This window comes from Bacillus cereus group sp. BfR-BA-01355, from assembly GCF_022663675.1.
In the GTDB taxonomy this organism is placed as follows: Bacteria; Bacillota; Bacilli; order Bacillales; family Bacillaceae_G; genus Bacillus_A; species Bacillus_A thuringiensis_S.
On sequence record NZ_JAKUFY010000017.1, the window covers coordinates 24,849 to 50,976 of the forward strand.

Below are 26,128 nucleotides of genomic sequence, written 5' to 3' on the forward strand. Positions count from 1 at the left end.
TGTGTAAATTTAATTTCTTGCTTCTGAAGTGTTGACTTGTAAAATAATTTTATGATAAAATAAAATTTTTGCTAAAAAACTAAAAGTGTGTTAAACTTGAGAAGGTTACCATATATGGAGGTGGATTATTTGTTTCAAATTGGCGATAACATTGTTTATCCAATGCAGGGAGCAGGTATAATTAAAGCCATAGAAGAGAAGGAAATCTCAGGAGAAAAACAACAGTATTATGTTATAAAAATGTCGGCTAGTAATATGGAACTAATGATTCCAGCAGGGAGAATATCGAATTCGAATATACGACCAGTTACGGATATAACCGCATTAGTACACATAATGGATATTTTTCAACATGGGGAGTCAGATAGATTACTTACGTGGAAACAAAGGTATAAATTGAACACTGATAAAATAAAGACGGGTAAAATGCAAGAAGGTGCTGAAGTTGTGCGTGATTTAATGCGTATACAGAAAGAAAAAGCACTTAATGCAAGCGAAAAGAAGATGTTAGATAACGCATATGAATTTTTGATTAGTGAGCTGGGATTAATTGAAGGTATCACAGAAAATCAGATAAAAAGCTTTTGTTAAGGTTCATTACAAATAATGTATTATATCCCAAAAAAGATCTTGAATTTTTTGGGAACATAATTATAGAAAATTTATCATTTCAAAGACATTCAACTCTTTCACACCACTTTTAGAGCATTACCTCTATTGTTATTACTACAATCAAATCCATTTTTATTTTTTAATTTCATTTATGAATGTTCGAAGTTTAATTGAATACTTCGATAAAATAGTTACTTGATTTTTGCAATCCTGATTCACACTGGCACGGACGAGGAGCCGTAAGGATGAAAGAGAGGTAGGGCTTTCATTGTTTTAGGTATATAAGTTATTATTTTTAGAAGAATACTGAACCATATTCACTTCTATTGATAAGGTATTTTTTATATTAAAGAGATAAATGAATTGACAACCATATATGTTCAACAAAAAAGGTTTCCTTCTAAGGAAACCTTTTTAATATTATTTATAGCATTTTATTTTTTTTATATTCGAATTTTTTATTGTAAAGTCGTAAAAATTGACGTTACTATCTAAAAGTAAGTATGATGCGATTATAGTAAGATTTTTTAGGGGGAAGAAAGATGACAAGTTCAAGTAATAAAGCAGCGAGTATTTATGAAGGAACAAATGTAAACGCTGGGGGATCTTTTGAAAACGTTGAAGAAACAAAGTTGTTTGATCCAATTCAAATTGGAGCTTGGTCTCTTCGTAATCGTATAGCAATGGCACCAATGACAAGATGCTTTGCAGATAATGAGACTGGAGCAGTGGGTGCTGATGTAGTGGAATACTATAGAAAGCGTGCTGCTGACGGAGTTGGATTAATTATTACAGAAGGAATTGTCATTAGTCCAAGAGCGAAAGGGAATCCAGGAGTACCAGGAATTTATACACAAGAACAAATCAATTCTTGGAAACCTGTTACAGAGGCAGTACATAAAGAAGGCGGGACGATTATTGCTCAAATATGGCATGTTGGGCGTATGAGTCATCATGAAATAATTGGTGGCCAAATGCCGCAAGCACCATCTGCTATCGCTGCAGAGGGAAATGTTCCACGTTTTCGTAAACCGTTTGATACGCCAGAAGCAATGACGTTAGAAGAAATACAAGAAGTGATTGGTCAATACGCACAAGCTGCGAAAAATGCAATCGAAGCTGGATTTGATGGAGTAGAAATTCACGGTGCACACGGATATTTAATTGATCAATTTACGTATGACTCTGCGAATAAGCGAACAGATAAATATGGCGGTAATTTAAAACAAAGGTTAACGTTTATGAAAGAAGTAACGGCTGCTGTAATAGAAGCTGTTGGAGCTAATAAAACACTTCTTCGCTTCTCTGCTTTCAAAGGTGATAATCCTACTTATATGTGGGAAAATCCTGAGCTTGCAATTGAAACGTTCGTAAATATGTTCAAAGAAGTTGGATTAACGATGATCCATCCTTCAACGATGAATTATACGCAAGAAATTGCTGACGGAAAGAATTTTCATCAACTAGTAAGAAAATATTGGGATGGTACAATTGTTGGGGTTGGTAATTTAAATCCGAAAGAGGCCGAAGAAGCGTTGCAAGAAGGAACGATTGATGTAGTGGCATTCGGCAGACCGTTAATTGCTAATCCAGACTTTGTTCATCGAATTAAACATGCTGAAAGTTTAGTTGAATATGACGCGAAAGAGCATCTTGTTACGTTAGTATGAATAAAGATAAAAGGAGAACACATCGAGTGTTCTCCTTTTATTATGGGATTTTATAGGGGGAAGCGGGATGAGTGAAACGCTACTCGTCATTATTAGTATATTACTATTTTTAATGTTGCTTTTAATCGTCTTTTTTATCATTACATTTTTTATAAAAAAACGAACACATCATTCTATTTTAAAGTTACATCCATACTTAGGAAGAATGCGCTACTTACTGGAAAAGATAGGGCCTGAATTTCGACAATATTGGTTTGATCATGATACGGATGGAAAGCCTTTCTCACGTTATGATTTTCAAAGTGTTATGTTTTTAGCGAAATATCGCTCTGAAATACTTGGTTTTGGATCAAAACGAGATTTTGAAGCTTCTGGCTATTATATTGCTAATACATTATTTCCGATATTGACTGAGGAATTAAGTGTGAATCTCACGCAAGAGCGAGAAGGTAAAAAGTACGTGATTCATAAAGAAGGGTTATTTTCAAGAAGAGAAAAATTGACAGCGGATACAACGAATCTTTGGCTGTACGAAGAAGATGATGCAATTATAGTCGGTGAGAACCGTAAATATCCGTGGAAGCTACATGGTATGTTTGGTGCATCTGCGACTTCTTACGGCGCGATTGGAGAAAATTATATTTTAGCGAGTGGTTTTGGAGCAAAAATGGCAGGCGGATCGTGGATTAATACTGGTGAAGGTGGCGTTATTCCAGAACATTTACATACAGGAGCAAATATCCTTGCGCAAATTGGTCCAGGGTTATTTGGATACCGCGATGAGGACGGTAATTTTTCAATGGGAAAATTCAGGGAGAAAGCAAAAGAAAGTAATATTAGAGCATTCGAATTGAAATTTGGGCAAGGTGCTAAAATACGTGGTGGTCATCTAGAGGGACAAAAAGTAAATGAGAAAATTGCTTCTGTTCGCAACGTCAGAAAGGGAGAGACGATTAATTCACCGAATCGATTTTCATTTTTAAAGAATGCAACGGATACACTTTGTTTTATTCAACAGTTGCAAGAAAGCGGCGGTAAACCAGTTGGAATGAAAATTGTAATTGGTCAGCAGGAGCCTTTGGAAGATTTATTTAAAACGATGAAAGAGTTAAATATCTATCCAGATTTCATTACAATTGATGGTTCAGAAGGTGGATCAGGAGCGACGTATAAATCGATGGCAGATAGTATGGGAATGCCGCTTATTCCAGCGTTACTGACATGTATTGATACAGCGAATCATTATGGTGTTCGGGACAAATTCAAAGTGTTTGCATCGGGGAAATTAATCACACCAGATAAAGTGGCGATTGCTTTAGCGATTGGAGCGGATGCTGTAAGTTCAGCCCGCGGATTTATGATGGCAAGCGGCTGTATTATGGCCCTTCAATGTAATTCTGGCCAATGTCCATCTGGTGTAGCCACGACGAATCCGCATTATCAAAAAGCGTTAGATCCGTATGAGAAGAAGTGGCGAGTCATGAATTATATTATTAGTATGAGATATAGTTTATTTTCATTAGCAGCGGCAGCGGGAGTGAAGAGCCCGCGCCATTTAACTAGAGAGCATATTGTGTTTAAAGACGAGATGGGGAGAGTAGTTCCTCTTTCGGAATTGTTTCCTATAGTAAATCAAATCTAAAAGTATATTTGATATGTAAGATTTTTCAGAGGAATAATCATATTGTTTGGAAAAATTAGGAGTATAATAGGGAAGTGTTTTTAAAAATGACTATTTTTAGGGAGAGATTCACTTGCAGCAAGGTTCGTACAGTATTACAATTTTTTTACTCGTCATAGGGCTCGTTATATTTAGACGCATGCGTTCTATGAATCGACCAATTAAAAATAAAGGAAGACGATTACTATTGCCATTATTCTTCTTATTACCAGGTTTTTCTTTATATGCTGCACCGATACAACTTGTTGGTTGGCAAATTGGTATAGCTGCTGGGATCGGTCTGTTATTGTCAATTCCACTTATTATTTTAAGTGGGTATGAAGTTAGAGAAGAGGGCCAAATTTATGCGAAAAAAAGTATCGCTTTTATTGCTACATTTTTAGTTATCGTTCTTTTACGTGCTTATTTTAGAAGACATTTACAAGGTTTAGATCCAAAGTCAATTGGCATTCTTTTCTACACTCTTGCGGTTTGTTATATAGTACCCTGGCGTATTGGATGCTATATGAAATTTCGTAAAGTATATGTAGAGAAAGAGAAAATTGAGATGTCAATAAGCTAAAAGTCATACATTTGTATGGCTTTTTCTTTTAAAATTTATCGGGTAAACGAATGAAAATAAGGTGTGAAAAAAACATTGTTTAATTTTCTGAATGTTTTTACTTAAATTTCTTGAAAAATCATTGTAATCCACTGGGATAAAGGCGTTTATAAAGGTTTTCACATGTAATGAAAAGTGCTCGTTCACTTGAAAGAACAAAAAATGTTTGTTAAGGTAGGGAACCATAAGCGAATACAAGAAAATAGAAAAAGTCATTTTTCGAAATTTTGAATGGCTTATGGGCTAAGGGAGAGATTTGGTGAAGATTGAAATTATGGTTTCGCTTGCTATTTATATGGCAGGTATGTTATATATCGGATATTGGTCTTATAAGAAGACATCCGATTTATCAGATTATATGTTAGGCGGAAGAGGACTCGGTCCAGCAGTTACAGCTTTATCAGCTGGTGCTTCTGACATGAGTGGTTGGATGCTAATGGGATTACCTGGTGCGATGTATGCAACAGGATTATCAAGTGTATGGATTGCGATAGGTTTATTAATAGGTGCTTATGCAAACTATTTAATCATTGCCCCGCGTTTACGAACGTATACAGAAGTGGCAAATGATTCAATTACGATTCCAGACTTTTTAGAAAATCGGTTTAAAGATCGTACGAAAATACTTCGTTTTGTCTCCGCTATCGTCATTTTAGTATTTTTCACATTTTATGCGTCGGCTGGTTTAGTTTCAGGTGGACGTTTGTTTGAAAATTCTTTTAACCTTGATTATAAAATTGGTTTATTTGTAACAGTGGGTGTCGTTGTTGCGTATACACTATTTGGTGGTTTTCTAGCCGTAAGTTGGACGGACTTTGTGCAAGGGTGTATTATGTTTATTGCGCTTGTACTAGTGCCAATTGTTGCTTTTACGGATGTCGGTGGTGTAACAGAAACATTCAATACGATTAAGCAAGTTGATGCATCACATTTAGATATGTTTAAAGGGACTACAATACTTGGAATTATTTCATTTTTAGCATGGGGTCTTGGGTATTTTGGTCAACCACATATTATTGTCCGCTTTATGGCAATTACCTCTATTAAAGATTTAAAAACTTCTCGTAGAATCGGTATCGGTTGGATGACGATTTCAATTATAGGTGCAATGCTTACTGGTCTAATTGGTATCGCTTATTATGCTAAAAATAATGCGACATTACAAGACCCAGAAATGGTCTTTGTAACATTCTCAAATATTTTATTCCATCCATACATTACAGGATTTTTATTATCAGCTATTTTGGCTTCGATTATGAGTAGTATTTCCTCACAATTACTTGTTATTTCAAGTGCAGTAACGGAAGACTTTTATAAAACATTTTTCCGTCGTAACGCAAGTGACAGAGAACTTGTATTTATCGGTAGATTATCAGTATTAGTAGTAGCTATGATCGCAGTTGTTTTAGCGTATCATCCAAGTGATACAATTTTAACACTTGTAGGTTATGCCTGGGCTGGATTTGGTTCAGCATTCGGACCAGCTATTTTATTAAGTTTATATTGGAAAAGGACGAATAAGTGGGGCGTTCTTGCAGGTATGATTGTTGGTGCAGTAGTTGTTATAGCATGGGTACAAATTCCAAGTTTAAAAGCGACTATGTATGAAATGGTACCTGGATTCTTCTGTAGTTTATTAACTGTTATCGTTGTAAGTTTATTAACGAAAGAACCCGTTAAGGCAGTTCATCGTGAATTTAATGAGATGGAAGCAGTGCTGGAAGAGGAAACGAAATAATTAGCGAAGAGAGTAAACGAAACTGGCGTTTACTCTCTTTTTATTTAAAATGAAAATACGGAATTCGTTGACAACTAAAAGTAAGTAACTTATAATAAATTTGAGTTCAAGATAATTTATGTTACGAATACAGATTTTAAATAGAGTAAATATTTTTTGAGAATTATCTCGAATTTGAGATGATTTTGATAAAGTAGACATTCAAGTGTGATATTATAATTAATATCTCGAATTCGAGATAAGATTATAATGACGGATTTTACTTTTCAGTATGGACAAAATGAATAATGAATTTTAATGAATAAAAGTTTTTAAAATGAAATAAAAAGGGGCGGAGAAAATGACAAAGAAAACGATGGGAATTCACCACATTACAGCAATCGTAGGACATCCACAAGAAAATGTAGATTTTTATGCTGGTGTATTGGGGTTACGTTTAGTGAAACAAACAGTGAATTTTGATGATCCAGGTACGTACCATCTTTATTTTGGAAATGAAGGAGGAAAGCCTGGAACAATTATTACGTTTTTCCCATGGGCAGGTGCTCGTCAAGGTATTATTGGAGATGGTCAAGTAGGAATTACGTCTTACGTTGTACCAAAAGGTGCAATGGAGTTTTGGGAAAATAGATTAGAAAAATTCGATGTTTCGTATACAAAAATGACTCGTTTTGGAGAGCAGTATTTAGAATTTGATGATCCGCATGGTTTGCATATAGAATTAGTTGAAAGAGAAGAAGGCGAATTAAATAATTGGAGTTTTGGAGAAGTTACACCAGAAGTAGCAATTAAAGGGTTTGGAGGTGCTGTTCTTTTATCTGCACAGCCTCAAAAAACAGCTGAATTGTTAGAACATATTATGGGTCTTGAGAAAATTGGAGAAGAGGGTGAATTTGTTCGATTCCGTTCTTCTGCTGACATTGGAAATATTATTGATTTGAAATTATCAACAATCGGTCGTGGCCAAATGGGCGTTGGCACAGTTCATCATATTGCTTGGAGAGCGAGTGACGATGCAGATCAGCTAGACTGGAAAGAGCATATGTCTCGTTTTGGATATCACGTAACTCCTGTACAAGACCGAAATTATTTTAACGCGATTTATTTTAGAGAACATGGTGAAATCTTATTTGAAATTGCAACAGATCCTCCTGGTTTCGCTCATGATGAATCGTTAGAGACGATGGGTGAGGAATTAAAGTTACCGGAACAATATGAACAACATAGAAAACAGATTGAACAAACGCTTTTACCATTTGAAGTGAGAAATTTAGATTAAAGTGATTGAAGGGGGAAAAGGATTATGATGAAACATGTTTTTCAAAAAGGAAAAGATACGTCAAAACCAGTGTTGTTATTACTTCATGGCACAGGTGGTAATGAATTAGATTTACTACCACTTGCAGAAATAGTTGATCCGGAAGCGTCGGTATTAAGCGTTAGGGGAAATGTGTTAGAGAATGGGATGCCGCGTTTCTTCCGCCGATTAGCAGAAGGCATTTTTGATGAAGAGGATTTAATTTTCCGTACGAAGGAATTAAATGAATTTTTAGATGAAGCGGCTAAAGAATATAAATTCGATAGAAATAACATTGTAGCTATCGGTTATTCGAATGGGGCAAATATCGCAGCAAGCTTATTATTCCATTACGAAAATGCATTGAAAGGTGCTGTGCTTCATCACCCAATGGTACCAAGAAGAGGAATGCAATTAGCAAATTTAGCAGGGAAATCTGTGTTTATTGCTGCTGGGACAAATGACCCAATTTGTTCATCAGCAGAGTCCGAGGAATTGAAGGTACTATTAGAAAATGCAAACGCGAATGTAACAATACATTGGGAAAATCGAGGGCATCAATTAACGATGGGTGAAGTAGAAAAAGCAAAAGAGTGGTATGACAAAGCATTTTAAAAAAGAAGCATCTGCTAACGATTAGCAGATGCTTCTTTTTTATTTAAGACTGGATTGCAAGATGAGATGAAGAAAGTGGTAGCTCAATATCAACAATCGTACCTTTATTTAATTCGCTTGAAATGTGTAATTTACCATGATGTTCTTCAATTATTTTGTAACACATCATTAATCCTAGTCCTGTGCCTTTTTCTTTTAAACTATAAAAAGGTTCGCCTAGACGGGAGATACGATCTTCTGGAATGCCACAACCTTCATCGATAATTCGTATTAAGATGAAATTATCCTCTAATGGTTTTGTTTGAATGAAAATATTTCCGCCATTTGGCATCGCTTCTATCGCATTTTTTAATATGTTTATAAAAACTTGTTTTAATTGGTTACCGTCACATTGAATATCATATACGTAATCAAAATGATCCATGATGATATGAACGCTATGCATAATTGCAGTCGGTAAAATAAATGTAACTACCTCTTCAATTAAAGTTTGTATGTTACAAGTTTGGATAGATAATACTTGTGGCTTAGACATCGCCATAAATTGACTCGTGATGGATTCCATTTGTGAAATCTCACTTAACATAACATCGATATACCATTTTTGCTCCTCATTTATTTCAGGGAGGAGCAACGTTAGAAAACCTTTTAGAGAAGTGAGTGGATTTCGAATTTCATGGGCAATTCCAGCTGTCAGTTGTCCGACTACTGCGAGCTTCTCAGATTTTCGTAATAACTTTTCAGTTTCTTTTAGCTCAGTAACATCTCTCCCCATCACGATAAGACCTTTGCGAGAACCGTCAGGATGATAAAGCGGGACTTTTGATATACTTAAGATTAGATCGAAATCATCTCTATGTATAATAAATTCCTCGCCATGAAGAATTTGTCTTTGTTGCCATGCGAGTTCATCAATTTCTTCACAATGTAAAAAAGCTTCTCGGTATGCTTCATTATATTGAATGAGTTCGCTATCTTTTTTCCCATGGTAAGGTACATGATGGAAATTGAAGCAAGAAAGTGCGTAGTCATTTGCCTCAAGCCAGCGCCCTTCATGATCTTTAAATATAACAAAGGCAGGCATGGAGTTTACTAATGTACGTAATCTCTTCTCACTTTCTTTTAGCATATTCTCAATTCTTTCTGATTTTTCAAGCGGCTTCATAATAGCATATACGCCAGTAAGACGATTTTGAACAAAAATAGGAACTAGTTTTGTCACAACATCTAATAAGAATCCATTTTTATGATAAATAGATAAGATATACTCTTGTTGATTATCCGCTTCAGTATTCTTTATATTTTGTAATACTTGCTCAGAAATATGAGCTTCTAAAATAGAGGTAATATTTTTACGTCCTAATTCTAAAGAAGTGTAACCAAGTATTCTTTCAGCAGAAGGATTAATATGTAAAATAGTGCCCTCTAAATTGAGTGAAATAATACTATCAGGATTGTGTTCGAACAGAGATGCGTACATTTCTGTTAATGAACGATCGTGCATATGGTTTCGCAAACGTCCAGAAATGCTCGGATGACGTTTTCTTTGAGTTGATGAAATTTTTTTACGACTCATAATATTTCCTCCGTACAACTAGCATCTAAAAAGATTTGTCTATTCATAACTATAATATAGGTATAACCTATATTTCTATAAAAAATGAAGTTACAGAATTGAATTTATTTTCTTTTTTTACTAAAAACATATAATGCAGTAATAAGAGAATCTTATATCGTTTTATTATTTCTTTGTAAGTTACATTGAAATGCTTTCGTTATAACATAAGGGTAGAGGAGGGGATGGAATATGAAAAATTATATTAGAGGGATTGATCACGTGCAAGTAGCTGCACCTGTAGGGTGTGAAGAAGAGGCACGTGATTTTTATGGGAATACAATTGGTATGGAAGAAATTCCAAAGCCAGAAGAGTTGAAAAAACGAGGTGGATGTTGGTTTAAGTGTGGAAATCAAGAAATCCATATTGGTGTGGAGCGGAACTTTACACCAGCTAAAAAGGCTCATCCAGCTTTTTATGTGAATGAAATTAATGAATTTAAGCAAACACTGATAGAGCAAGGTGTTAAAGTGATTGATGATTATGCACGGCCAGATGTAATTCGGTTTTACGTATCAGATCCATTTGGAAACCGAATTGAATTTATGCAAAATAAAGACTAGGTGGATTCCCACCTAGTCTTTAACTTCTTCTGAAAAGTCCTAATACTTCTACAGTTTCTGTAATATTAACGAATGCATTCGGGTCGATTTCAGAAATTGTTAGTTTCATACTTGCTAATTCTTCACGAGAAACGACCGTCATAAGTACACGCTTTTTCTCGCTTGAATAAGCGCCTTCGCCATCAAGTAACGTTATTCCACGTACAACAGTTGAAAGAAGTTGTTTTTTCATTTTTTCTGCTTCATTTGTTACAATCATAAGTGTAACTTTACGATGTTTTGTATGAACAGCATCAATTACTTTACCAGTTACATAAATTGAAAGTAAGCTTGTAAGTGCAACATCCCAAGTGAAGAAGAATCCTGCGATTATTACAACGACTGTATTTAAAACAATAAGGAATCCGCCAAGTTTAATGTCTCGCTTGCGGGATAAAAGCATACCGATAATATCAAATCCACCAGTGGATCCATTACAGTTGAAAACAAGACCAATACCAGCTCCGGCGATGACACCTCCGAAGATAGAAGATAACAATGGATCTGTTGCTACGACTGTTACTGGAACGTAGTATAATGCAACAGATAATACAACTACAGAGACAACTGTGTTGAAAATCACTTTTTTTCCAAGACCTATGTACCCTAAAATAAGAATAGGTAAGTTTAATACAAAGTTAATAATGCCTGTGTTTACAGGGGTTACAATCCCTAAAATAATAGCAATTCCGCCAATTCCACTACTTAAAATTTTGTGGGGGATAAGGAAAAGATTAAAGGCAATCGCGATAATAATAGAACCGATAATAACACCAAGGAATCTGACCATGTCTTTCCCGTCCTTCACTGAAAAATTCATATTATTTCAAGATTATATATGATATTGAAAGTTTTAGGGAAAAACAGTTTATTTCGGAAAATTAGATTAATCAAAAGAATTCGAGTGTTTCGTAATTTGAAAGGGGATACAGATATGAGGATAAAAACGTATCAACAGAAAAGCCCGTTAAAACATGAATGTGAGGATTCCTATTTTTGTAATGAGAATAAAAGGATGTATGGTGTATGTGATGGTGCAACACCTCTCGTTTCGTTTCAGAATGAAAAGGGACATAATGGAGCATACATCGCTTCGCATTTATTTGCAAGTTATTTTACTTCATTACGAGAGAATCATAGGTTACGATTTGCAGTTGCAAAAGCAAATGAAGCATTGCAAAGCAAAATGTTGGAATATAAAGTAGATACGAGAAAGAAAGATCATTTGTGGTGTACATGTATTGCGGCAGTTCAAATAGATGGTGAGAAAATTGAATATGCGCAGCTTGGGGACTGTATGATTGTCGCAACTTTTCAAAATGGAACGATGCAAGTATTAACGAAAGACACAGTTAAAGGAATTAGTAACCGAGCAAAAAGGAAGAGGGAAGAAGATCGTAAGAAAGGTTTATCTGTCCCGGAGGAACATGTTTTTCAAGATGTTCGAGAACAGTTAAAGTACAATCGTTATCTTGCAAATATGCCAAATGGTTATTCAGTTGCAAATGGAATGAAAGAAGCGATACATTATTTACAACATGGTGAATTACATATAGATGAAGTGAGTGGAATTTTTATTTGTTCAGACGGGTTATTTCACCCAGATTGGCCACTCGAACAAACAGTTGCATATATAAGAAAGAATAGTATAAACGAATATGTAGCAATCATTGAAGAGCTGGAAGGGGAAAAGAGAATAAGACCAGATGATAAAACGATTATTATGATTGATTTTTAAGAGGAGGCAGTTCAAATGGAAATTAAACGTGTCAATCTAACATTTCAAGATGAATTAGTTCCTTTAGAAAAAGTAAACAAACTGATTATTCACCATACAGCTGAAGATGGATGGGACGTGTATAAAACGCATGAATTTCATCAAACTGTAAAAGGGTGGAGCGGGATTGGTTACAACTATTTTATCGAAGAGGACGGAACTGTAGTGGAAGGACGAGGTTTACATATTGGAGCGCATGCGAAAGATCATAACCGCCATACAATTGGAATATGTATGACGGGAAATTTTGATAAATACGATCCAACTCCTGCACAAGTGAATGCATTATATTCTTTATGTAAAATATTTATGAAGCAATTTGCTATAAAGAAAGAGAATATACTCGGTCATAGGGAGTTAGAAGGAGTTACAAAAAGCTGTCCTGGTAATCGTTTTTCTATGGTAGAGTTAAGGAAGATATTATCTTAAATATAGAGGAGTAACAACGATGATGAATATAAAAATACCAAATGATAAAAAAGAAGAGCTTGTAGCACAAATTCAGCAATTTTTCATGGAAGAAGATTTAGATGAAATTGGACGTTTCCAAGCAGAGCGTTTAATAGAAGAGATGATTAAATTAGTTGGACCATTTGCATACAATCAAGCAATTGGAGATGCAAGAAAGCTTGTAAGTGAGAAATTAACGAATATTGAAGAAGATTTATACGTGTTAGAGAAGAATGAAGGAAAATAAAAAAGAGCCGATGGGCTCTTTTTTATTTTTCTTTCTTATGTTCTTTATATTCATGTACTTTTTCTTTCACATTACCAACTGTATCTTTAGCAGTGCCTTTCACCTTATCCCATTTTCCTTCAGCTTGTAATTTCTTATTGTCAGTTACTTTCCCAACAACTTCTTTTACTTCACCCTTTACCTTATCAATAGCACCTTCTACTTTTTCTTTTAAACCATGATCATGTTTAGTCATACATTTCTCCTCCTTGTAGTTTGATTAGAATTCTCTTTTCATAGTGCAAGTTGAATGATGTATCTAGTAATAGCGTAACAAATATAGTTTGAATATTCAAATGATTAATGGGATAGAAAAGAAAGTGTCATAAAATGTATAAAATTGTAATGAGAAGAGAAAGAATGTAAATTACATGTCTTTTGCAGTCCATATTGATTTCGTATAAGCAATTTTCATATGGGCACGTTCCATATTATTTTGACTGCTGCTACCGAACTTTGCTTGTCCAACTACTAAGTTACAGTTGGATTCAATAGCCGTCTCTATTCGTTTTTGAATTAATGCAGTATGACAGCCTTTACGCTGAAATTCTGGCAAAGTAGCAGAAGCAGCTAATGATGCAATCCCATTATTTATATACAGGACACCAATACCCGCAGGAGTGTTTTGAACTTCGGCTATGAAAAAATGCCAGCCAGGTTTATTGTAGAGAATTTCGTTATTTTGATGGACGCCATCTTTTGTAAAGGATGGCATGTTAAATCCGCGTACGTATATGTCTGCAAAAATATGAAATTCATTTTCTTTTAGTTCGCGTACTGAAATGTTAGAAGGAAGAAGGGAAGGGTCTTCTCTCGGTATACTATATAAAGCGGTATGGAAGCTGGATTGGTAAAATCCTCTTTGAGATAAGTATTGAAATAATTTGGCTGTACCTTGAGCGGGTGTAATTTCAAAACGACAAGGGATTTGTAGCGATTGATAATAAGAGACGATTTCATCTATCTCATCTGTATTTGTAAATGTAATACCTTTTACCGTATTAAAAGCTGGACCAGCAATTATTTTTGATGAAAAGGCAGTGGCACTCCCGAACTTTTTCATTTGTACTTGCATTGGATTTTCAGCTAATGCTTGTAATGCTTTTAGTCTAGAAGAGAGCATATGTATTTCTGCGTTTTCAATTTCTGTGGCTATATCGAGTGTTATAACAGTAGTCATAAAATTCCTCCATTAATAAATATATTTCATGGTATATATACGATTTTTGTTTTGAGATTCCTGTTGAAATGTGAGAGAATAAGAGGTTTTTTGGAAGGGAAATGGAAGTGAGCTGTCGAAGGGAGTGGAAACAGATTAAAGGTGGTGCTCTCATGAAACAAAAAGCCGTGCAGGCATGCTCTAATTGTGGTTCTCAAAACATAGGAGAAGGTGAGTTTGTCGGATATGCACAAATACGGAAAAAGGAAACGATGTTCACATCTTCACCGGTGGATGCTTATATTTGTACAGATTGCGGGAATATCCTTCTATTAAAAGTACGACATTATGAAAAGTTTAAGCAGAAGCCGTTATGATTATTGGGAAGTGACTTTATTAGAAAAGTTAATAAGAGTAATATTTTACATATATATGAGTATGCCTCAGATAAAGAGATGAAAACATATACTGTACATGGTTCGTTATATGACACATAAAAATATATAGAAGAAATTGTGAGGCAGTAGGAGGAAGAAAAAACAGCTCCTCTTGGAATATTTCATATTTAAAACTCCTTTAAATGAATAAAGGAGTTTTTTGTTTTTTTATAACAATAATTACCTTTAATTATTATAATTGGTTATTGAGAGAGGTGGTTTATTAACGCCATAATCATAGAAGAATAATAGCTAAATCGTATACAAAACCACTATATAACACATTCGCAACCGTAAGTTGACAAAGTGCAACCGCGGGAAGATAGAGATAAAGGCAATGTTTACATACAATTTAGGTAAGAAAACAAAGGGGGACACACATATGGGATTTGGTGAAAAGCTTTTTAAATTAAGAAAGGAAAAGGGCCTTTCTCAAGAAGCATTAGCTGAAAAATTAAACACAACAAGGCAAGCGGTTAGTAAATGGGAAAACGGTCAAGGTTTTCCTGAAACTGAAAAGTTAATAATGATTGGAAATGTATTTGAAGTATCACTTGACTATTTATTAAAAGAAACTGCTGAGCAAAGTAACGAAAAGGAAAATGGTTATTATGTAAGTAAGGAAATGGCAGAAGGGTATGTAGTGTATGGACAAAAAATTTCTAAATATATTGCATTAGGATTTAGCTTGCTTATTTTATCTACAATACCGTACTTATTATTTAAAGAAAATGCAACAATGTCTACGTTTCTTGTCATTATCATTGCAGTGCTTGGGATCGGAGCAATGATGGCACCTGTAACGATAGAAGAGAGTCGATACAATGTATTGAAAAAGGAAGAACTACTATTTGATCAAAACTTTCTAAAAGAATTGACAAAAAGATATGCGACTATTAAGAAGAAGTATGCGTCAGTAGTGATCGTTGGATTTTGTTTTATTGCAGCAGGAGCGATTCCGTTTTTGTTTGAGAAAAAGCATATAACTTCAGGAGAATTAGTGCAGTATTACCCTTATTGTGTTGTACTTATTGCTATCGGAGTTTATCTTTTTGTACGTGTGTTAGGAGTGTTAGAGACGTATCGGATTTTAGTAGAAAATAAGGAATACAGTAATCGTTTTATTTTTAAATTGAAAAAGAAAGTAAGGAAAAAGGTAGATAGTTTATAAAAAATAAAAAACATGTTTCGAATCAATGTATTCAAAACATGTTTTTTATCGTTCTGAATTATTTCCAAAGAAATAATTCAGAAAATACAGAAAAATGTCGTAATCATTTGTAGAAGTCTGTTATAATGAACGAAAAATGAAAACGCTTTAAAGGGGGATATAACCAATATGATGATGAATGTACCGCTAACAATTAGTTCTATGATGGAAAGAGCAGAAAAACTGTTTTCAAAGAAAGAAATTGTTTCACGGACACATGATACAATTACGACGTTAACGTATAAGCAGTTAGGTGAAAGGACGAGAAGGCTTTCTAGTGCGTTAAAAAAATTAGGAATTAAAGAAGGTGAGCGTATAGGAACGTTAGCGTGGAATCATCATCGACATGTGGAAGCTTATTTTGCTATTCCTGGTATTGCTTCTGTTTTGCACACAATTAATATTCGTTTATCTCCTCAACATATTTCATACATTATTCAGCACGCAGAAGATCGCATTCTACTTATAGATGAAGATCTCGTACCACTCGTTGAAAATATTCAATCACAATTATCAACTGTACAAGCCTACATTATTATGACTGATAAAGATGAACTTCCAAATACTACGCTAGAACCTGTATATCATTATGAAAAACTATTAGAAGAAGGCGATCCAAATTTCCAATTTGTAAAAGATATTGATGAAAATACACCTGCTGGTATGTGTTATACGTCAGCGACTACAGGGAATCCAAAAGGTGTTGTATATACGCATCGTAGTACTGTACTGCATTGTATGGCACTCGGTTTAGCGGATACAGCTGCTTTATCGGAAAGTGATGCGGCGATGGCAATTGTACCGATGTTCCATGTGAACGCTTGGGGACTTCCTTTTGCAGCTACTTGGTTTGGAACTAAACAAGTTCTGCCAGGACCAATGTTTACTCCAAAAATTTTATTAGAGATGATTCAAGCTGAAAAAGTAACGATAGCAGCAGGTGTGCCGACAATTTGGCTCGGTGTATTACAAGAATTAGAAAATAATAGTTACGATTTATCTAGTATAACGAGAATATTATGCGGTGGTGCTGCTGCACCGAAAAGCGTTATTAAAGCATTTGAACAAAAATATAATGTTCCTTTCGTACATGCATATGGTATGACTGAAACAAGCCCACTCGTAACACTTGCACGTTTAAAAAGTTATGAAACAGAATTATCATATGAAGAGCAATTAGAAATCCGCTCAAAACAAGGATATCTTGTCCCTGGTGTAGAGATGAAAGTAGTCGGTACAAACGGTGAAGTGAAGTGGGATGGTACTGAGATGGGAGAGTTATGTTTACGAGCACCTTGGATTGCTGAAAGCTATTATAACGATGATCGTACTGTCGAAGGATTCCGAGACGGTTGGTTATATACTGGTGATGTTGTTACAGTTGACGAGGAAGGCTGCGTGAAAATTGTTGATCGTACGAAAGATGTTATTAAAAGCGGGGGAGAATGGATTTCCTCAGTTGACCTTGAAAATGCTTTAATGGCACATGATGCTATATTTGAAGCGGCCGTTGTTGCAGTTCCACACCCGCAGTGGCAAGAGCGTCCAGTTGCCTGCGTTGTACAAAAGGCAAATAGCACTGTTACAAAAGAAGAACTATATGAATTTTTAAAACCACAGTTTGCAAAGTGGTGGTTACCAGACGATATTGTATTTATGCAGGAAATTCCGAAAACATCTGTTGGGAAGTTTTTAAAACAGGCGCTTCGGAAAGAACTTGAGCATTTGCATAAGGAGAAATAATTGAAAAAAAATTGTAAACCTATATTTAAAATAAGTTGACAAATACTAAATAGAAAGATAATATAACTCCTATAATATGTTATCTAAAAATCATTTTAAGTTTACAAATAGGAGAAGCAAATATGAATACAAAAAACTTAGTTTTCGTCGCTTTATTTAGTTCTATTATGGGAGTGTTAGGGTTAATACCTCCAATTGCTCTTGCTATTACACCAGTTCCGATTACATTACAATCACTCGGTGTTATGCTTGCTGGTGGATTATTAGGATCACGTCTTGGTGCGTTAAGTCAGCTTATTTTCTTACTTATAGTTGGAGTTGGAGCACCATTACTTGCTGGTGGACGCGGTGGTCCAGGCGTATTTGTTGGGCCAAGTGCAGGATATTTACTTGGTTATGTCGTTGGAGCGTTTGTCATTGGTTATTTAATTGAGCGTTTACGTGAAGTTTCTATAATAAAGGTATTATGTATTAATATAATTGGTGGTATTTTCGTAGTTTATGTATTTGGTATCATTGTACAAGCATTCGTAATGGATATTTCTATATGGCAGACGATGAAAGTGAGTGTCGTATTTTTACCAGGTGATTGCATAAAAGCGATTATAGCAGCAATTCTTGTAACGAAATTACATCGTTCATTGAAACATATTATTACGCCTGCTCTCAAGAGTGGGAAATATACAAATGCGGGATAAGAAAGAGAAGAAACACGTTTATTGCGTGTTTCTTTTTATTATTTTGTAAAGAAAGGACGTCTCAAATGGGGATTACAAAAGAATATAAAAAGTATGCCTCTTTACAAACAAATAAAATAGCAATAAAGGAAAATGATCGAGTATTAACATATAAAGAGTGGTTTGAGTCAGTATGTAAAGTAGAAAACTGGTTGAATGAAAAAGAATCGCAGAATAAAACGATAGCAATCCTATTAGAAAATCGTATAGAGTTTTTACAACTATTTGCTGGTGCTACTATGGCCGGATGGGTTTGTGTGCCGTTAGATATAAAGTGGAAAGAGGATGAGCTCAAAGAAAGAATTGCGATCAGTAACCCAGCTATGATTGTGACAGAGCGATATAAGGTAAATGATCTACCGGATGAAGAAGGAAAAGTAATTGAAATTGATGAGTGGAGAAGAATGATAGAGAACTATCTGCCTGCATATGCCCCTGTAAAAGATGTACAACATGCTCCGTTTTATATGGGATTTACATCGGGATCGACTGGGAAGGCGAAAGCATTTTTACGTGCACAACAATCGTGGGTTCATAGTTTTGATTGCAATATACATGACTTTCATATGAAAAAAGAAGATTCTATTTTAATAGCTGGGACGCTCGTTCATTCTCTTTTTTTATACGGCGCAATAAGTGCATTATATGTAGGGCAAACGGTGCATATTATGAAAAAGTTTATTCCAGATCAAGTGCTGGATAAGTTAGAAACGGAACACGTTTCGGTCATGTATACAGTTCCGACAATGCTAGAATCTTTATATAAAGAAAATAGAGTAATAAAAAATGGAATGAAAATTATTTCGTCAGGAGCGAAATGGGAAGCTGAAGCGAAAGAAAAAATAAAGAGTATATTTCCTTATGCGCAAAAATATGAATTTTACGGTGCATCGGAACTAAGTTTTGTAACAGCACTAGTTGATGAAGAGAGTGATAGAAGGCCAAATTCAGTAGGAAAACCTTGTCACAATGTGCAAGTTCGAATATGTAACGAAGCAGGAGAAGAAGTACAGAAAGGCGAGATAGGAACTGTTTATGTGAAAAGTGATCAGTTTTTTATGGGCTACATATTGGATAAGGTTTTAGTTCCAGAGTTGACTGCGGATGGCTGGATGACAGTGCGAGATGTAGGTTATGAAGATGAAGAAGGGTTTATATATATAGTAGGTAGAGAGAAGAATATGATTTTATTTGGAGGAATTAATATTTTCCCAGAAGAAATAGAAAGTGTATTACATGAACATACAGCTGTTGATGAAATAGTTGTAGTTGGCGTGAAAGATAGTTATTGGGGTGAAAAACCTGTCGCCATCGTAAAAGGAAGTGCTACGAAGCAACAATTAAAAAGTTTTTGCTTACAACGATTATCCTCGTTTAAAATACCGAAAGAATGGCATTTTGTAGATGAAATACCGTATACAAATAGCGGGAAAATCGCTCGTATGGCAGCAAAAAATATGATTGAAAACCTGGAGAAAATATATGAATAGAGCGGTTATTGTAGAAGCAAAAAGGACACCTATTGGTAAGAAGAATGGGATGTTGAAAGATTATGAAGTTCAGCAATTAGTAACGCCGCTTCTTACGTTTTTAAGTAAAGGAATTGAGAGAGAAATAGACGATGTCATGTTAGGGAATATTGTGGGGCCGGGAGGGAATGTTGCGAGATTATCTGCTTTAGCGGCAGGACTTGGTTATCATATTCCTGGTGTAACGATTGACCGGCAATGTGGTGCCGGATTGGAAGCGATTCGTACTGCATGTCATTTCATTCAAGGCGGCGCAGGTAATTGTTATATTGCAGGAGGAGTAGAGAGTACAAGTACATCACCTTTTCAAAATAGAGCGCGATTTTCACCAGAAACAATTGGTGATCCTAATATGGGAGTGGCGGCTGAATATGTTGCAGAGCGTTATAATATAACGCGAGAAATGCAAGACGAGTATGCTTGCCTTAGTTATAAACGGGCACTGCAAGCATTAGAGAATGGATATTTACAAGATGAGATACTTTCGTTTAATGGATCTTTTGACGAAGCTATAAAACGAGAAATGAATTATGAAAGAATGATTAAAAGAACAAAGCCCGCATTTTTACAAAATGGTACAGTAACGGCAGGTAATTCGTGCGGTGTAAATGATGGAGCATGTGCCGTTCTTGTAATGAAAGAGGGGCAAGCACGAAAATTAGGATACAAGCCTGTTCTTCGTTTCGTTCATAGTGCTGTAGTGGGAGTAAATCCAAATCTTCCGGGGACTGGTCCGATATTTGCGGTAAACAAATTATTAAACGAAATGAATGTAAAAGTAGAGGACATCGATTATTTTGAAATAAATGAAGCGTTCGCTTCAAAAGTTGTTGCTTGCGCAAAAGAGTTACAAATTCCGTACGAAAAAGTAAATGTAAATGGTGGAGCAATTGCGCTCGGTCATCCGTACGGTGCATCTGGTGCTATGCTTGTAACACGTTTGTTTTATCAGGCACAAAGAGAGTCTATGAAATATGGAATTGCTACAGTAGGGATTGGAGGCGGGATAGGGATTGCGCTATTATTTGAGAAAGTAGAAGACTAGCGAGGTAACTAGTTTTCTACTTTTTGAGGAACATAAATATTGCTACCAGGCTTCGCTTTCATTTCGTTCCAAGCAGCAATCGCATCAGCTTTTGCTTTCCCTTTATTATTTGGATCTTCGAAAAAGTCACGAGTAAAGCGATTGTATTCAAATTGTGCACCGATAGTTGTTTTGTATGTAGGGTCTTTTTTTCGTTCGTTTTCTTCATGCCAAAAAGCTACCGCGTCTTCATATGTTTTTCCAACATTCTCTTTGAAAAATTTTTGAAGAGCTACTGTAAAGCGGAAGTTTGTTCCGATTTTTTCTTTGAAAAAAGCACGAACATCTTCGCTACAGCGGTGATTGTTAGTAATAATCGTTTGAAGAGAAAGGTCTTTATAAGAGAGGGAAGCTTTACGCACTTTTTGCCCAGAGCTGTTTTTTAAGACTTTCCCCGTAGTTAAATAATGTGAGATACAATCGGTTATTTCAATCTTAGAGCCGCTAGCTGGCAACCCATTCTCACGACAAAATGTTTGGAGTTCTGCTTTTAACCAATAATAGTTTTGGAAATCTTCAAGTGATATAGACTTTGTTAAAGGTGGACGCATGAATGTAACAACTACTTTCTTCCATAATTTTCTTCAATTATAAAACGTACGTTCTTTTTATGGAAGGGGTAATTTGTAAATATAATGGGAAGAGGAGATTACATATGGAAAATGTAATGCAAGTTCGTGTTACGGGAATTTTAATTGAAGGTGAAAAATTATTGCTAGTAAAGCAAAAAGTTGCTAATAGGAATTGGTCTTTACCTGGAGGAAGAGTGGAGAATGGTGAAATGTTAGAAGAGGCGATGATTAGAGAAATGAGAGAAGAAACGGGATTAGAAGTTAAAATTAAGAAGCTACTCTATGTTTGTGATAAACCGGATGCCAGTCTATCTTTATTACATATTACATTTCTACTTGAAAAGCTTACAGGGGAAATTATGTTACCCTCTAATGAATTTGATCATAATCCAATTCATGATGTGCAAATGGTGCCGATTAAAGATTTAAGTCATTATGGTTTTTCGGAAACTTTTATAACTCTTATAAGTGAAGGTTTTTCAAATGCAGGGAGTTACCAAGGATTGAAACAAAATATTGGTTTGTAAGTATAGAGTAAGGATAGCTGTTAGCTATCCTTACTAAAAATGCTTTACACCGCCGACTGTAAAGAAGAAACAAGCTGATTTAAAAATTCATCTCCGCTCATAATTGCTCTCCCGCCACCGCGAGCACTCTTCTTATTTCCGCCACCTTTTCCTTCGATTGTAGGAAGAGCGTCTTTTAAAAGAGCATTCATATCGAGTGATACTGATTTTCCGCAAGCGAGAATACATTGTAGTTTGTCATCATTTTCGATGACGAAATACGTAATTGCATGCTCTTGTTGTTCTGTAATAATAGCGGAAAGCTTTGCGATTTCTTGCATAGAACGATTTGTAAATACTTTAGAAATAAGTATGTCAGCATGAATTTTTATGGGCTGTAGAAGTAGTTCATTTGCCTCTGCAAATAATAATTTTTCATTCATTGTTTGTATTGCTTTTTCGTTTTCTTTTTGAGAAGTAAGCAGTTGCGCCACTTTTGCTGGAATATCAGTTTCGCTACTGTTTAATTGTTTAGAAACATCTTTCATAATTTGTTGCTGTTGTCCCATTAATTTAAGTGTACGCCAACCAGCGATAAACGTTAAGCGTATACCACCTTTATTGCGCTCCCATCCTAGTACTTGAATAGGACCAACTTCACCAGTTCGTTTCGGATGCGTTCCACCACAGCCGTTGTAGTCAAAGTTTTCGATAATAACAACCCGTATATTTTCTGTCATAGTCGGTTCTTTGCGAAGGGGGAATGTTTTCGCTTTTTCTAAGTTCATCCACTCGATATGGATTTGATGGTTTTCGAAAACAATTTTGTTGGCAATGTTTATTGCTTTTTCAACCGTTTCTGTATGAAGATTTTCTATTTCTAAATCAATTGTTACCGTTTCTTTACCAAGGTGGAATCCAATCGTAGGTATGTTAAAATGGTCCCAAAAAGCAGCAGATAAAATGTGCTGAGCCGCATGTTGCTGCATATGATCAAAACGGCGCTCCCAATTGATTTTACCTTCTACTTCTTCTGTATGTAATTTTTCTACAATGAAGTGACGAATTTCCCCATGTATCTCTTCTACATTGATTACATCGATATCATTTAATGTGCCAGTATCATGCGGTTGTCCGCCACCTGTCGGATAAAATGCGGTCTCGTTTAAAACGACGTATAAGTTACCGTCTTTATCATAATCTTGCTTTATAATTTTTGTAGTAAAGTCTTGCTTATAAGCGTCAGTGTAATATAATTTTTGCTCCAATTTTCTTTCCCCTTTCGCGTTCACTAGTTTCATTGTAAAGCAATTGAAATTAGTTTCCTAATATTTCAGAAGAAAGAAACTATTTTTAGAATTTTCTTGCTATAATAAGAAAAAGAAAATGCGGGGGTGGAATGAATATGTTATATGAAAACGGCGTAGATAAACTTCTTAGTTTAAGTAAAAATATTTCTGAATTGTATCGAGAATTAAATGAAATGACCCGGATTTTAACGGATTGTAATCGAGAAAGTGTGAAGTTTGATCGGTTATATGTAAAAGAGTTACTGTGGAAGAAAGAAGATGTAATAGAGAAATATGACCAACTACTTGTGCAACTTTGTATAAATGAATGCTTTGATTTAAAAAGTGTCATTACAGGGGAATATAAGTATACATATGAAGAAGTAGAAAACATAGTTTTACAATTTAATGAAAAGTATAATGTCGCAATCTTAATTAAAGATGTGTGTAAAGAATTACAGTTCACATATGGAATTGATATGGACATAACGAGAACAACTCGGGTATCAACAGCTCAAGTATAGAAAAAGGAAAAGAAAGCAGATCCTTTGCTTTCTTTTTTTATGTAAGAACGGGGAGAGTAGGTTTAGTGATGAAGGGGAAGTTACAAAATATTCATCCGTTAGGAATGACAATTATAATAGGGACTTTATTTGCGAGGTTCGCCACGTCAATGAGCATTCCTTTTTTAGCAATTTATTTAACGACTGTTAAAGGTGTATCAGCTGGAATGACAGGTGCTATTATCGGAACGAGTGCACTTGTTGGTGTTTTTGCTAGTTTTATCGGAGGGAATTTATCAGATCGATTTGGCCGGAAAACGATTATGCTCTGGTCCATGATTGTTTGGATTTTTGTGTTTATAGGTTTTTCACTTGCGGATCATGTTTTAAGTTTCTTTTTATTAAACGCTTTAAATGGATTATGTAGGTCGTTTTTTGAGCCAACATCAAGAGCATTATTATCAGATTTAACGAAACCAGAGTATCGTTTACTCGTATATAATTTGCGTTACGGTGCAATCAATGTTGGAGTGGCGATTGGCCCTCTTGTCGGATTACAGATTGGAAGCGCAAAATCTACAATTCCTTTTTTAGTAGCAGCTGGAGTGTACATTCTATATACAGCTATATTAGCATTCCAATTTAAGAAGTATCCAATTGAAAAAAAGAAAATAAATACAGAAAAACCTGTCACAATGTTAAATGCAATTCGCATTTTGCGAAAGGATGTCGTATTTTTAGTTGCTTTAGTCGGTATTATTTTGAGTAATTGTGGTTTTTCTCACTTAACGACAACAGTATCTCAATATTTTGCAAATGCACATATATTTCAGGATGGAGTGAAATTATTTTCATATATGTTAGCTTTAAATGCGATTGTTGTAGTGATTATCCAATACCCTGTTATTCAAATGTGCAAAAAGTATACACCGTTAACATCAATTATGGTGGGGACTTTATTTGTAAGCGGAGGATTATTTGGCTTTGGAATAGTAGAATCTATGCTAAGTGCTGCCGTTTGTACAATTATTTTTACAATTGGAGAAGTCTTAATGTTTTCGATGACGGATGTATTTATTGATGATATTGCTATTGCGCATCTAAAAGGAACATACTTCGGTGCGATGGGCTTTTCGGGAATTGGAGCAGTAATAGGTCCGTGGTTTGGAGGAGTACTTCTCGATTACTACGGCTACCAAAATGGGTTTGTAGTATTTTCAGCACTAGCTATATTTTCAACTGTGGCATTTCCTGTGCTTTTAGTTACAAAAGGTTTATCGAAAAAAAGATATGATGCAAATTCTAATATAGAAATGCATGCGAAATAACATAAGCCCCAGTAACCAACTGGGGCTTAGTTTATATTATATTAACTCTTAATTTGAAAAAAGAACTTTTTTTTCATGCTTATCAGCAACTTCATTTTTGGAAATATGAATGGCTAAAAATCCGTTTTCTAAGCAGGCTAGCATCTTTTTATAAATGATAGTAGTAGGTAAAGGGATTGTTCGTTGTAAGGAAATGTTTTTATGAAGTATGCATATAGCTAGGCCTGTCTCTAACTTTTTAATGAGTACATTTTGTTCAGTGACATTTTGTACATCTGTTTCCAAAATATATTCTTCTTCGGTTTCGCAAAGGTCGATGTGAATTTGATTTGGAAAGCTAAAGTTACTATAAGAATCGGAACAAAATTGATCCATCCATTCTTCGAAACCATCAACATGAAAAAGACAATTCTTCTTTTTCTTGCCCATGTAAGACACCCTCCGTAAAATATCAATTCATATCATGTTATGCATGAATGAAACAGAGGTGAAGAATAAATGATGAAATACAAACATTTTATGTTGAATGTGCACGGTATGTGAATATTTTTTATTACATATCATGATGTGCATGTTTTTTTTGGCGTGAATGGTTACGGTTTTTTACTTTATGAGATCCGCTTAATGGCTCAGGTTGTCCTTTTTTTTCTTTAGATTCACGATTGTTTTTACTCATTATATGTGACACCTCCTCTTTCTTTTTAGAATGAGAGAAGTTGACGATTTTATACAAGAATGTTTTTAGAAAAAAAGGTAAAGATAAAGGGGACTAACTATTATAGAAAGGGGATTATATAATGCCATATCATAAAGATAAGCAACAAGCCTTTCAAGCGGCACAGCAAGGAGTTACACAAGCAGAAAATGCATTTAATAATATTGTGAAGAATGACCCTAACTATGGTCATGATTTAAAAGAGTTACGCCAAGAGGTTCAGGAAGCATATGAACAAATTCAAAATGCACTAGAGGTAGCTTCAGAAACACAACGTCCACAACTTGAGCAATATGAAAATAATCTCCAAAATATAATGCGAAATGTAGATCAATTAGAAAAGTAAATGAGGTTGTTGTCTATTCGACAAC

The 26,128-nt window shown here is 35.1% G+C and carries 29 protein-coding genes; 21 read left to right on the forward strand and 8 right to left on the reverse strand.

Annotation, left to right across the window (positions count from 1 at the left end):
- Positions 1–129 precede the first annotated feature (129 nt).
- From MR167_RS08125 to MR167_RS08155, 7 genes are all read left to right on the forward strand, one after another.
- A complete protein-coding gene (locus MR167_RS08125; RefSeq protein WP_170264802.1) occupies positions 130–591 on the forward strand; it encodes a CarD family transcriptional regulator in 462 nt (153 codons plus the stop codon).
- A gap of 563 nt (positions 592–1,154) precedes the next feature.
- Positions 1,155–2,282 carry an alkene reductase gene (locus tag MR167_RS08130; RefSeq protein WP_242314352.1) on the forward strand — a complete coding sequence of 376 codons (1,128 nt, stop codon included), beginning with the start codon at positions 1,155–1,157 and terminating at the stop codon, positions 2,280–2,282.
- Positions 2,283–2,349: 67 nt separating this feature from the next.
- On the forward strand, positions 2,350–3,924 hold the full coding sequence (locus tag MR167_RS08135) for an FMN-binding glutamate synthase family protein (protein WP_000005159.1): 1,575 nt from the start codon (positions 2,350–2,352) through the stop codon (positions 3,922–3,924).
- A 112-nt stretch (positions 3,925–4,036) separates the two neighbouring features.
- Complete coding sequence (locus MR167_RS08140; RefSeq protein ID WP_242314354.1) at positions 4,037–4,525, forward strand: CcdC protein domain-containing protein; 489 nt, start codon at positions 4,037–4,039, stop codon at positions 4,523–4,525.
- A gap of 298 nt (positions 4,526–4,823) precedes the next feature.
- Positions 4,824–6,302 carry a sodium/proline symporter PutP gene (putP, locus tag MR167_RS08145; protein WP_000687593.1) on the forward strand — a complete coding sequence of 493 codons (1,479 nt, stop codon included), beginning with the start codon at positions 4,824–4,826 and terminating at the stop codon, positions 6,300–6,302.
- Positions 6,303–6,642: 340 nt separating this feature from the next.
- Positions 6,643–7,581, forward strand: coding sequence for a ring-cleaving dioxygenase (locus MR167_RS08150; RefSeq protein WP_137073303.1), 939 nt, complete (start codon positions 6,643–6,645; stop codon positions 7,579–7,581).
- Between the two features lie 24 nt (positions 7,582–7,605).
- Complete coding sequence (locus tag MR167_RS08155; protein WP_000975487.1) at positions 7,606–8,214, forward strand: alpha/beta hydrolase; 609 nt, start codon at positions 7,606–7,608, stop codon at positions 8,212–8,214.
- A gap of 43 nt (positions 8,215–8,257) precedes the next feature.
- Here MR167_RS08155 and MR167_RS08160 read toward each other — a convergent pair whose 3' ends face one another.
- A complete protein-coding gene (locus MR167_RS08160) occupies positions 8,258–9,790 on the reverse strand; it encodes a BA3702 family sensor histidine kinase (RefSeq protein ID WP_242314356.1) in 1,533 nt (510 codons plus the stop codon).
- A gap of 231 nt (positions 9,791–10,021) precedes the next feature.
- Between MR167_RS08160 and MR167_RS08165 the strand changes: the two genes are divergently transcribed.
- The gene (locus MR167_RS08165; protein WP_242314358.1) at positions 10,022–10,393 is read left to right on the forward strand and encodes a VOC family protein; all 372 of its coding nucleotides are present in this window, start codon (positions 10,022–10,024) and stop codon (positions 10,391–10,393) included.
- A gap of 19 nt (positions 10,394–10,412) precedes the next feature.
- Here the strand turns inward: MR167_RS08165 and MR167_RS08170 are convergent, their stop codons facing one another.
- Positions 10,413–11,222, reverse strand: coding sequence for a YitT family protein (locus MR167_RS08170; protein WP_241670110.1), 810 nt, complete (start codon positions 11,220–11,222; stop codon positions 10,413–10,415).
- Positions 11,223–11,366: 144 nt separating this feature from the next.
- On the opposite strand from MR167_RS08170, the gene MR167_RS08175 reads away from it, so the two are divergent.
- Genes MR167_RS08175 through MR167_RS08185 form a run of 3 tightly spaced genes read left to right on the forward strand, consistent with a single transcriptional unit; the run spans position 11,367 to position 12,906 of the window.
- Positions 11,367–12,170 carry a protein phosphatase 2C domain-containing protein gene (locus MR167_RS08175; protein ID WP_137073301.1) on the forward strand — a complete coding sequence of 268 codons (804 nt, stop codon included), beginning with the start codon at positions 11,367–11,369 and terminating at the stop codon, positions 12,168–12,170.
- Between the two features lie 15 nt (positions 12,171–12,185).
- Positions 12,186–12,638, forward strand: coding sequence for a peptidoglycan recognition protein family protein (locus MR167_RS08180; protein ID WP_000403998.1), 453 nt, complete (start codon positions 12,186–12,188; stop codon positions 12,636–12,638).
- Between the two features lie 19 nt (positions 12,639–12,657).
- Positions 12,658–12,906 carry a DUF2164 domain-containing protein gene (locus tag MR167_RS08185; protein ID WP_000981064.1) on the forward strand — a complete coding sequence of 83 codons (249 nt, stop codon included), beginning with the start codon at positions 12,658–12,660 and terminating at the stop codon, positions 12,904–12,906.
- Positions 12,907–12,928: 22 nt separating this feature from the next.
- On the opposite strand, the gene MR167_RS08190 is transcribed toward MR167_RS08185, so the two are convergent.
- Together MR167_RS08190 and MR167_RS08195 are read right to left on the reverse strand one after the other, a co-directional pair.
- Positions 12,929–13,141: a CsbD family protein gene (locus tag MR167_RS08190; protein WP_000160410.1), complete on the reverse strand. Its 213-nt coding sequence runs from the start codon at positions 13,139–13,141 to the stop codon at positions 12,929–12,931.
- Between the two features lie 171 nt (positions 13,142–13,312).
- Positions 13,313–14,125: a GNAT family N-acetyltransferase gene (locus tag MR167_RS08195; protein WP_000214258.1), complete on the reverse strand. Its 813-nt coding sequence runs from the start codon at positions 14,123–14,125 to the stop codon at positions 13,313–13,315.
- 101 nt (positions 14,126–14,226) lie between these two features.
- Here MR167_RS08195 and MR167_RS08200 point away from each other — a divergent pair, with 101 nt between their 5' ends.
- The 6 genes from MR167_RS08200 to MR167_RS08225 all read left to right on the forward strand — a co-directional run bounded on the left by MR167_RS08200 (position 14,227) and on the right by MR167_RS08225 (position 20,805).
- On the forward strand, positions 14,227–14,481 hold the full coding sequence (locus tag MR167_RS08200; protein ID WP_003260719.1) for a hypothetical protein: 255 nt from the start codon (positions 14,227–14,229) through the stop codon (positions 14,479–14,481).
- 442 nt (positions 14,482–14,923) lie between these two features.
- Complete coding sequence (locus tag MR167_RS08205; protein WP_000505609.1) at positions 14,924–15,712, forward strand: helix-turn-helix domain-containing protein; 789 nt, start codon at positions 14,924–14,926, stop codon at positions 15,710–15,712.
- 168 nt (positions 15,713–15,880) lie between these two features.
- Positions 15,881–17,494, forward strand: coding sequence for a long-chain fatty acid--CoA ligase (locus MR167_RS08210; RefSeq protein WP_242314360.1), 1,614 nt, complete (start codon positions 15,881–15,883; stop codon positions 17,492–17,494).
- A gap of 122 nt (positions 17,495–17,616) precedes the next feature.
- Positions 17,617–18,192 (forward strand): biotin transporter BioY, encoded by a 576-nt coding sequence (locus MR167_RS08215; protein WP_001093324.1) that lies wholly within the window; start codon positions 17,617–17,619, stop codon positions 18,190–18,192.
- Between the two features lie 65 nt (positions 18,193–18,257).
- Positions 18,258–19,721, forward strand: a complete 1,464-nt coding sequence (locus tag MR167_RS08220) for an acyl-CoA synthetase (protein ID WP_242314362.1) — start codon at positions 18,258–18,260, stop codon at positions 19,719–19,721.
- The gene (locus MR167_RS08225) at positions 19,714–20,805 is read left to right on the forward strand and encodes an acetyl-CoA C-acyltransferase (RefSeq protein ID WP_242314363.1); all 1,092 of its coding nucleotides are present in this window, start codon (positions 19,714–19,716) and stop codon (positions 20,803–20,805) included. Before MR167_RS08220 ends, MR167_RS08225 begins: the two co-directional genes overlap by 8 nt.
- Before the next feature lie 8 nt (positions 20,806–20,813).
- On the opposite strand, the gene MR167_RS08230 is transcribed toward MR167_RS08225, so the two are convergent.
- A complete protein-coding gene (locus tag MR167_RS08230) occupies positions 20,814–21,395 on the reverse strand; it encodes a DUF6434 domain-containing protein (protein WP_001247749.1) in 582 nt (193 codons plus the stop codon).
- Positions 21,396–21,499: 104 nt separating this feature from the next.
- On the opposite strand from MR167_RS08230, the gene MR167_RS08235 reads away from it, so the two are divergent.
- Entirely contained in the window at positions 21,500–21,943 is a 444-nt protein-coding gene (locus MR167_RS08235; protein WP_242314365.1) for an NUDIX hydrolase, read from the forward strand.
- Between the two features lie 44 nt (positions 21,944–21,987).
- On the opposite strand, the gene MR167_RS08240 is transcribed toward MR167_RS08235, so the two are convergent.
- On the reverse strand, positions 21,988–23,190 hold the full coding sequence (locus tag MR167_RS08240) for an alanyl-tRNA editing protein (RefSeq protein WP_242314367.1): 1,203 nt from the start codon (positions 23,188–23,190) through the stop codon (positions 21,988–21,990).
- A gap of 137 nt (positions 23,191–23,327) precedes the next feature.
- On the opposite strand from MR167_RS08240, the gene MR167_RS08245 reads away from it, so the two are divergent.
- Together MR167_RS08245 and MR167_RS08250 are read left to right on the forward strand one after the other, a co-directional pair.
- Complete coding sequence (locus MR167_RS08245) at positions 23,328–23,735, forward strand: hypothetical protein (protein ID WP_000965134.1); 408 nt, start codon at positions 23,328–23,330, stop codon at positions 23,733–23,735.
- Between the two features lie 68 nt (positions 23,736–23,803).
- The gene (locus tag MR167_RS08250) at positions 23,804–25,042 is read left to right on the forward strand and encodes an MDR family MFS transporter (protein WP_002082353.1); all 1,239 of its coding nucleotides are present in this window, start codon (positions 23,804–23,806) and stop codon (positions 25,040–25,042) included.
- 48 nt (positions 25,043–25,090) lie between these two features.
- Here MR167_RS08250 and MR167_RS08255 read toward each other — a convergent pair whose 3' ends face one another.
- Both MR167_RS08255 and MR167_RS08260 read right to left on the reverse strand, forming a co-directional pair.
- Entirely contained in the window at positions 25,091–25,471 is a 381-nt protein-coding gene (locus MR167_RS08255) for an Hsp20/alpha crystallin family protein (RefSeq protein WP_000516758.1), read from the reverse strand.
- Positions 25,472–25,595: 124 nt separating this feature from the next.
- On the reverse strand, positions 25,596–25,718 hold the full coding sequence (locus MR167_RS08260) for a small acid-soluble spore protein P (protein ID WP_000042142.1): 123 nt from the start codon (positions 25,716–25,718) through the stop codon (positions 25,596–25,598).
- Between the two features lie 121 nt (positions 25,719–25,839).
- Here MR167_RS08260 and MR167_RS08265 point away from each other — a divergent pair, with 121 nt between their 5' ends.
- A complete protein-coding gene (locus MR167_RS08265; protein WP_001146295.1) occupies positions 25,840–26,103 on the forward strand; it encodes a hypothetical protein in 264 nt (87 codons plus the stop codon).
- Positions 26,104–26,128: the final 25 nt, after the last annotated feature.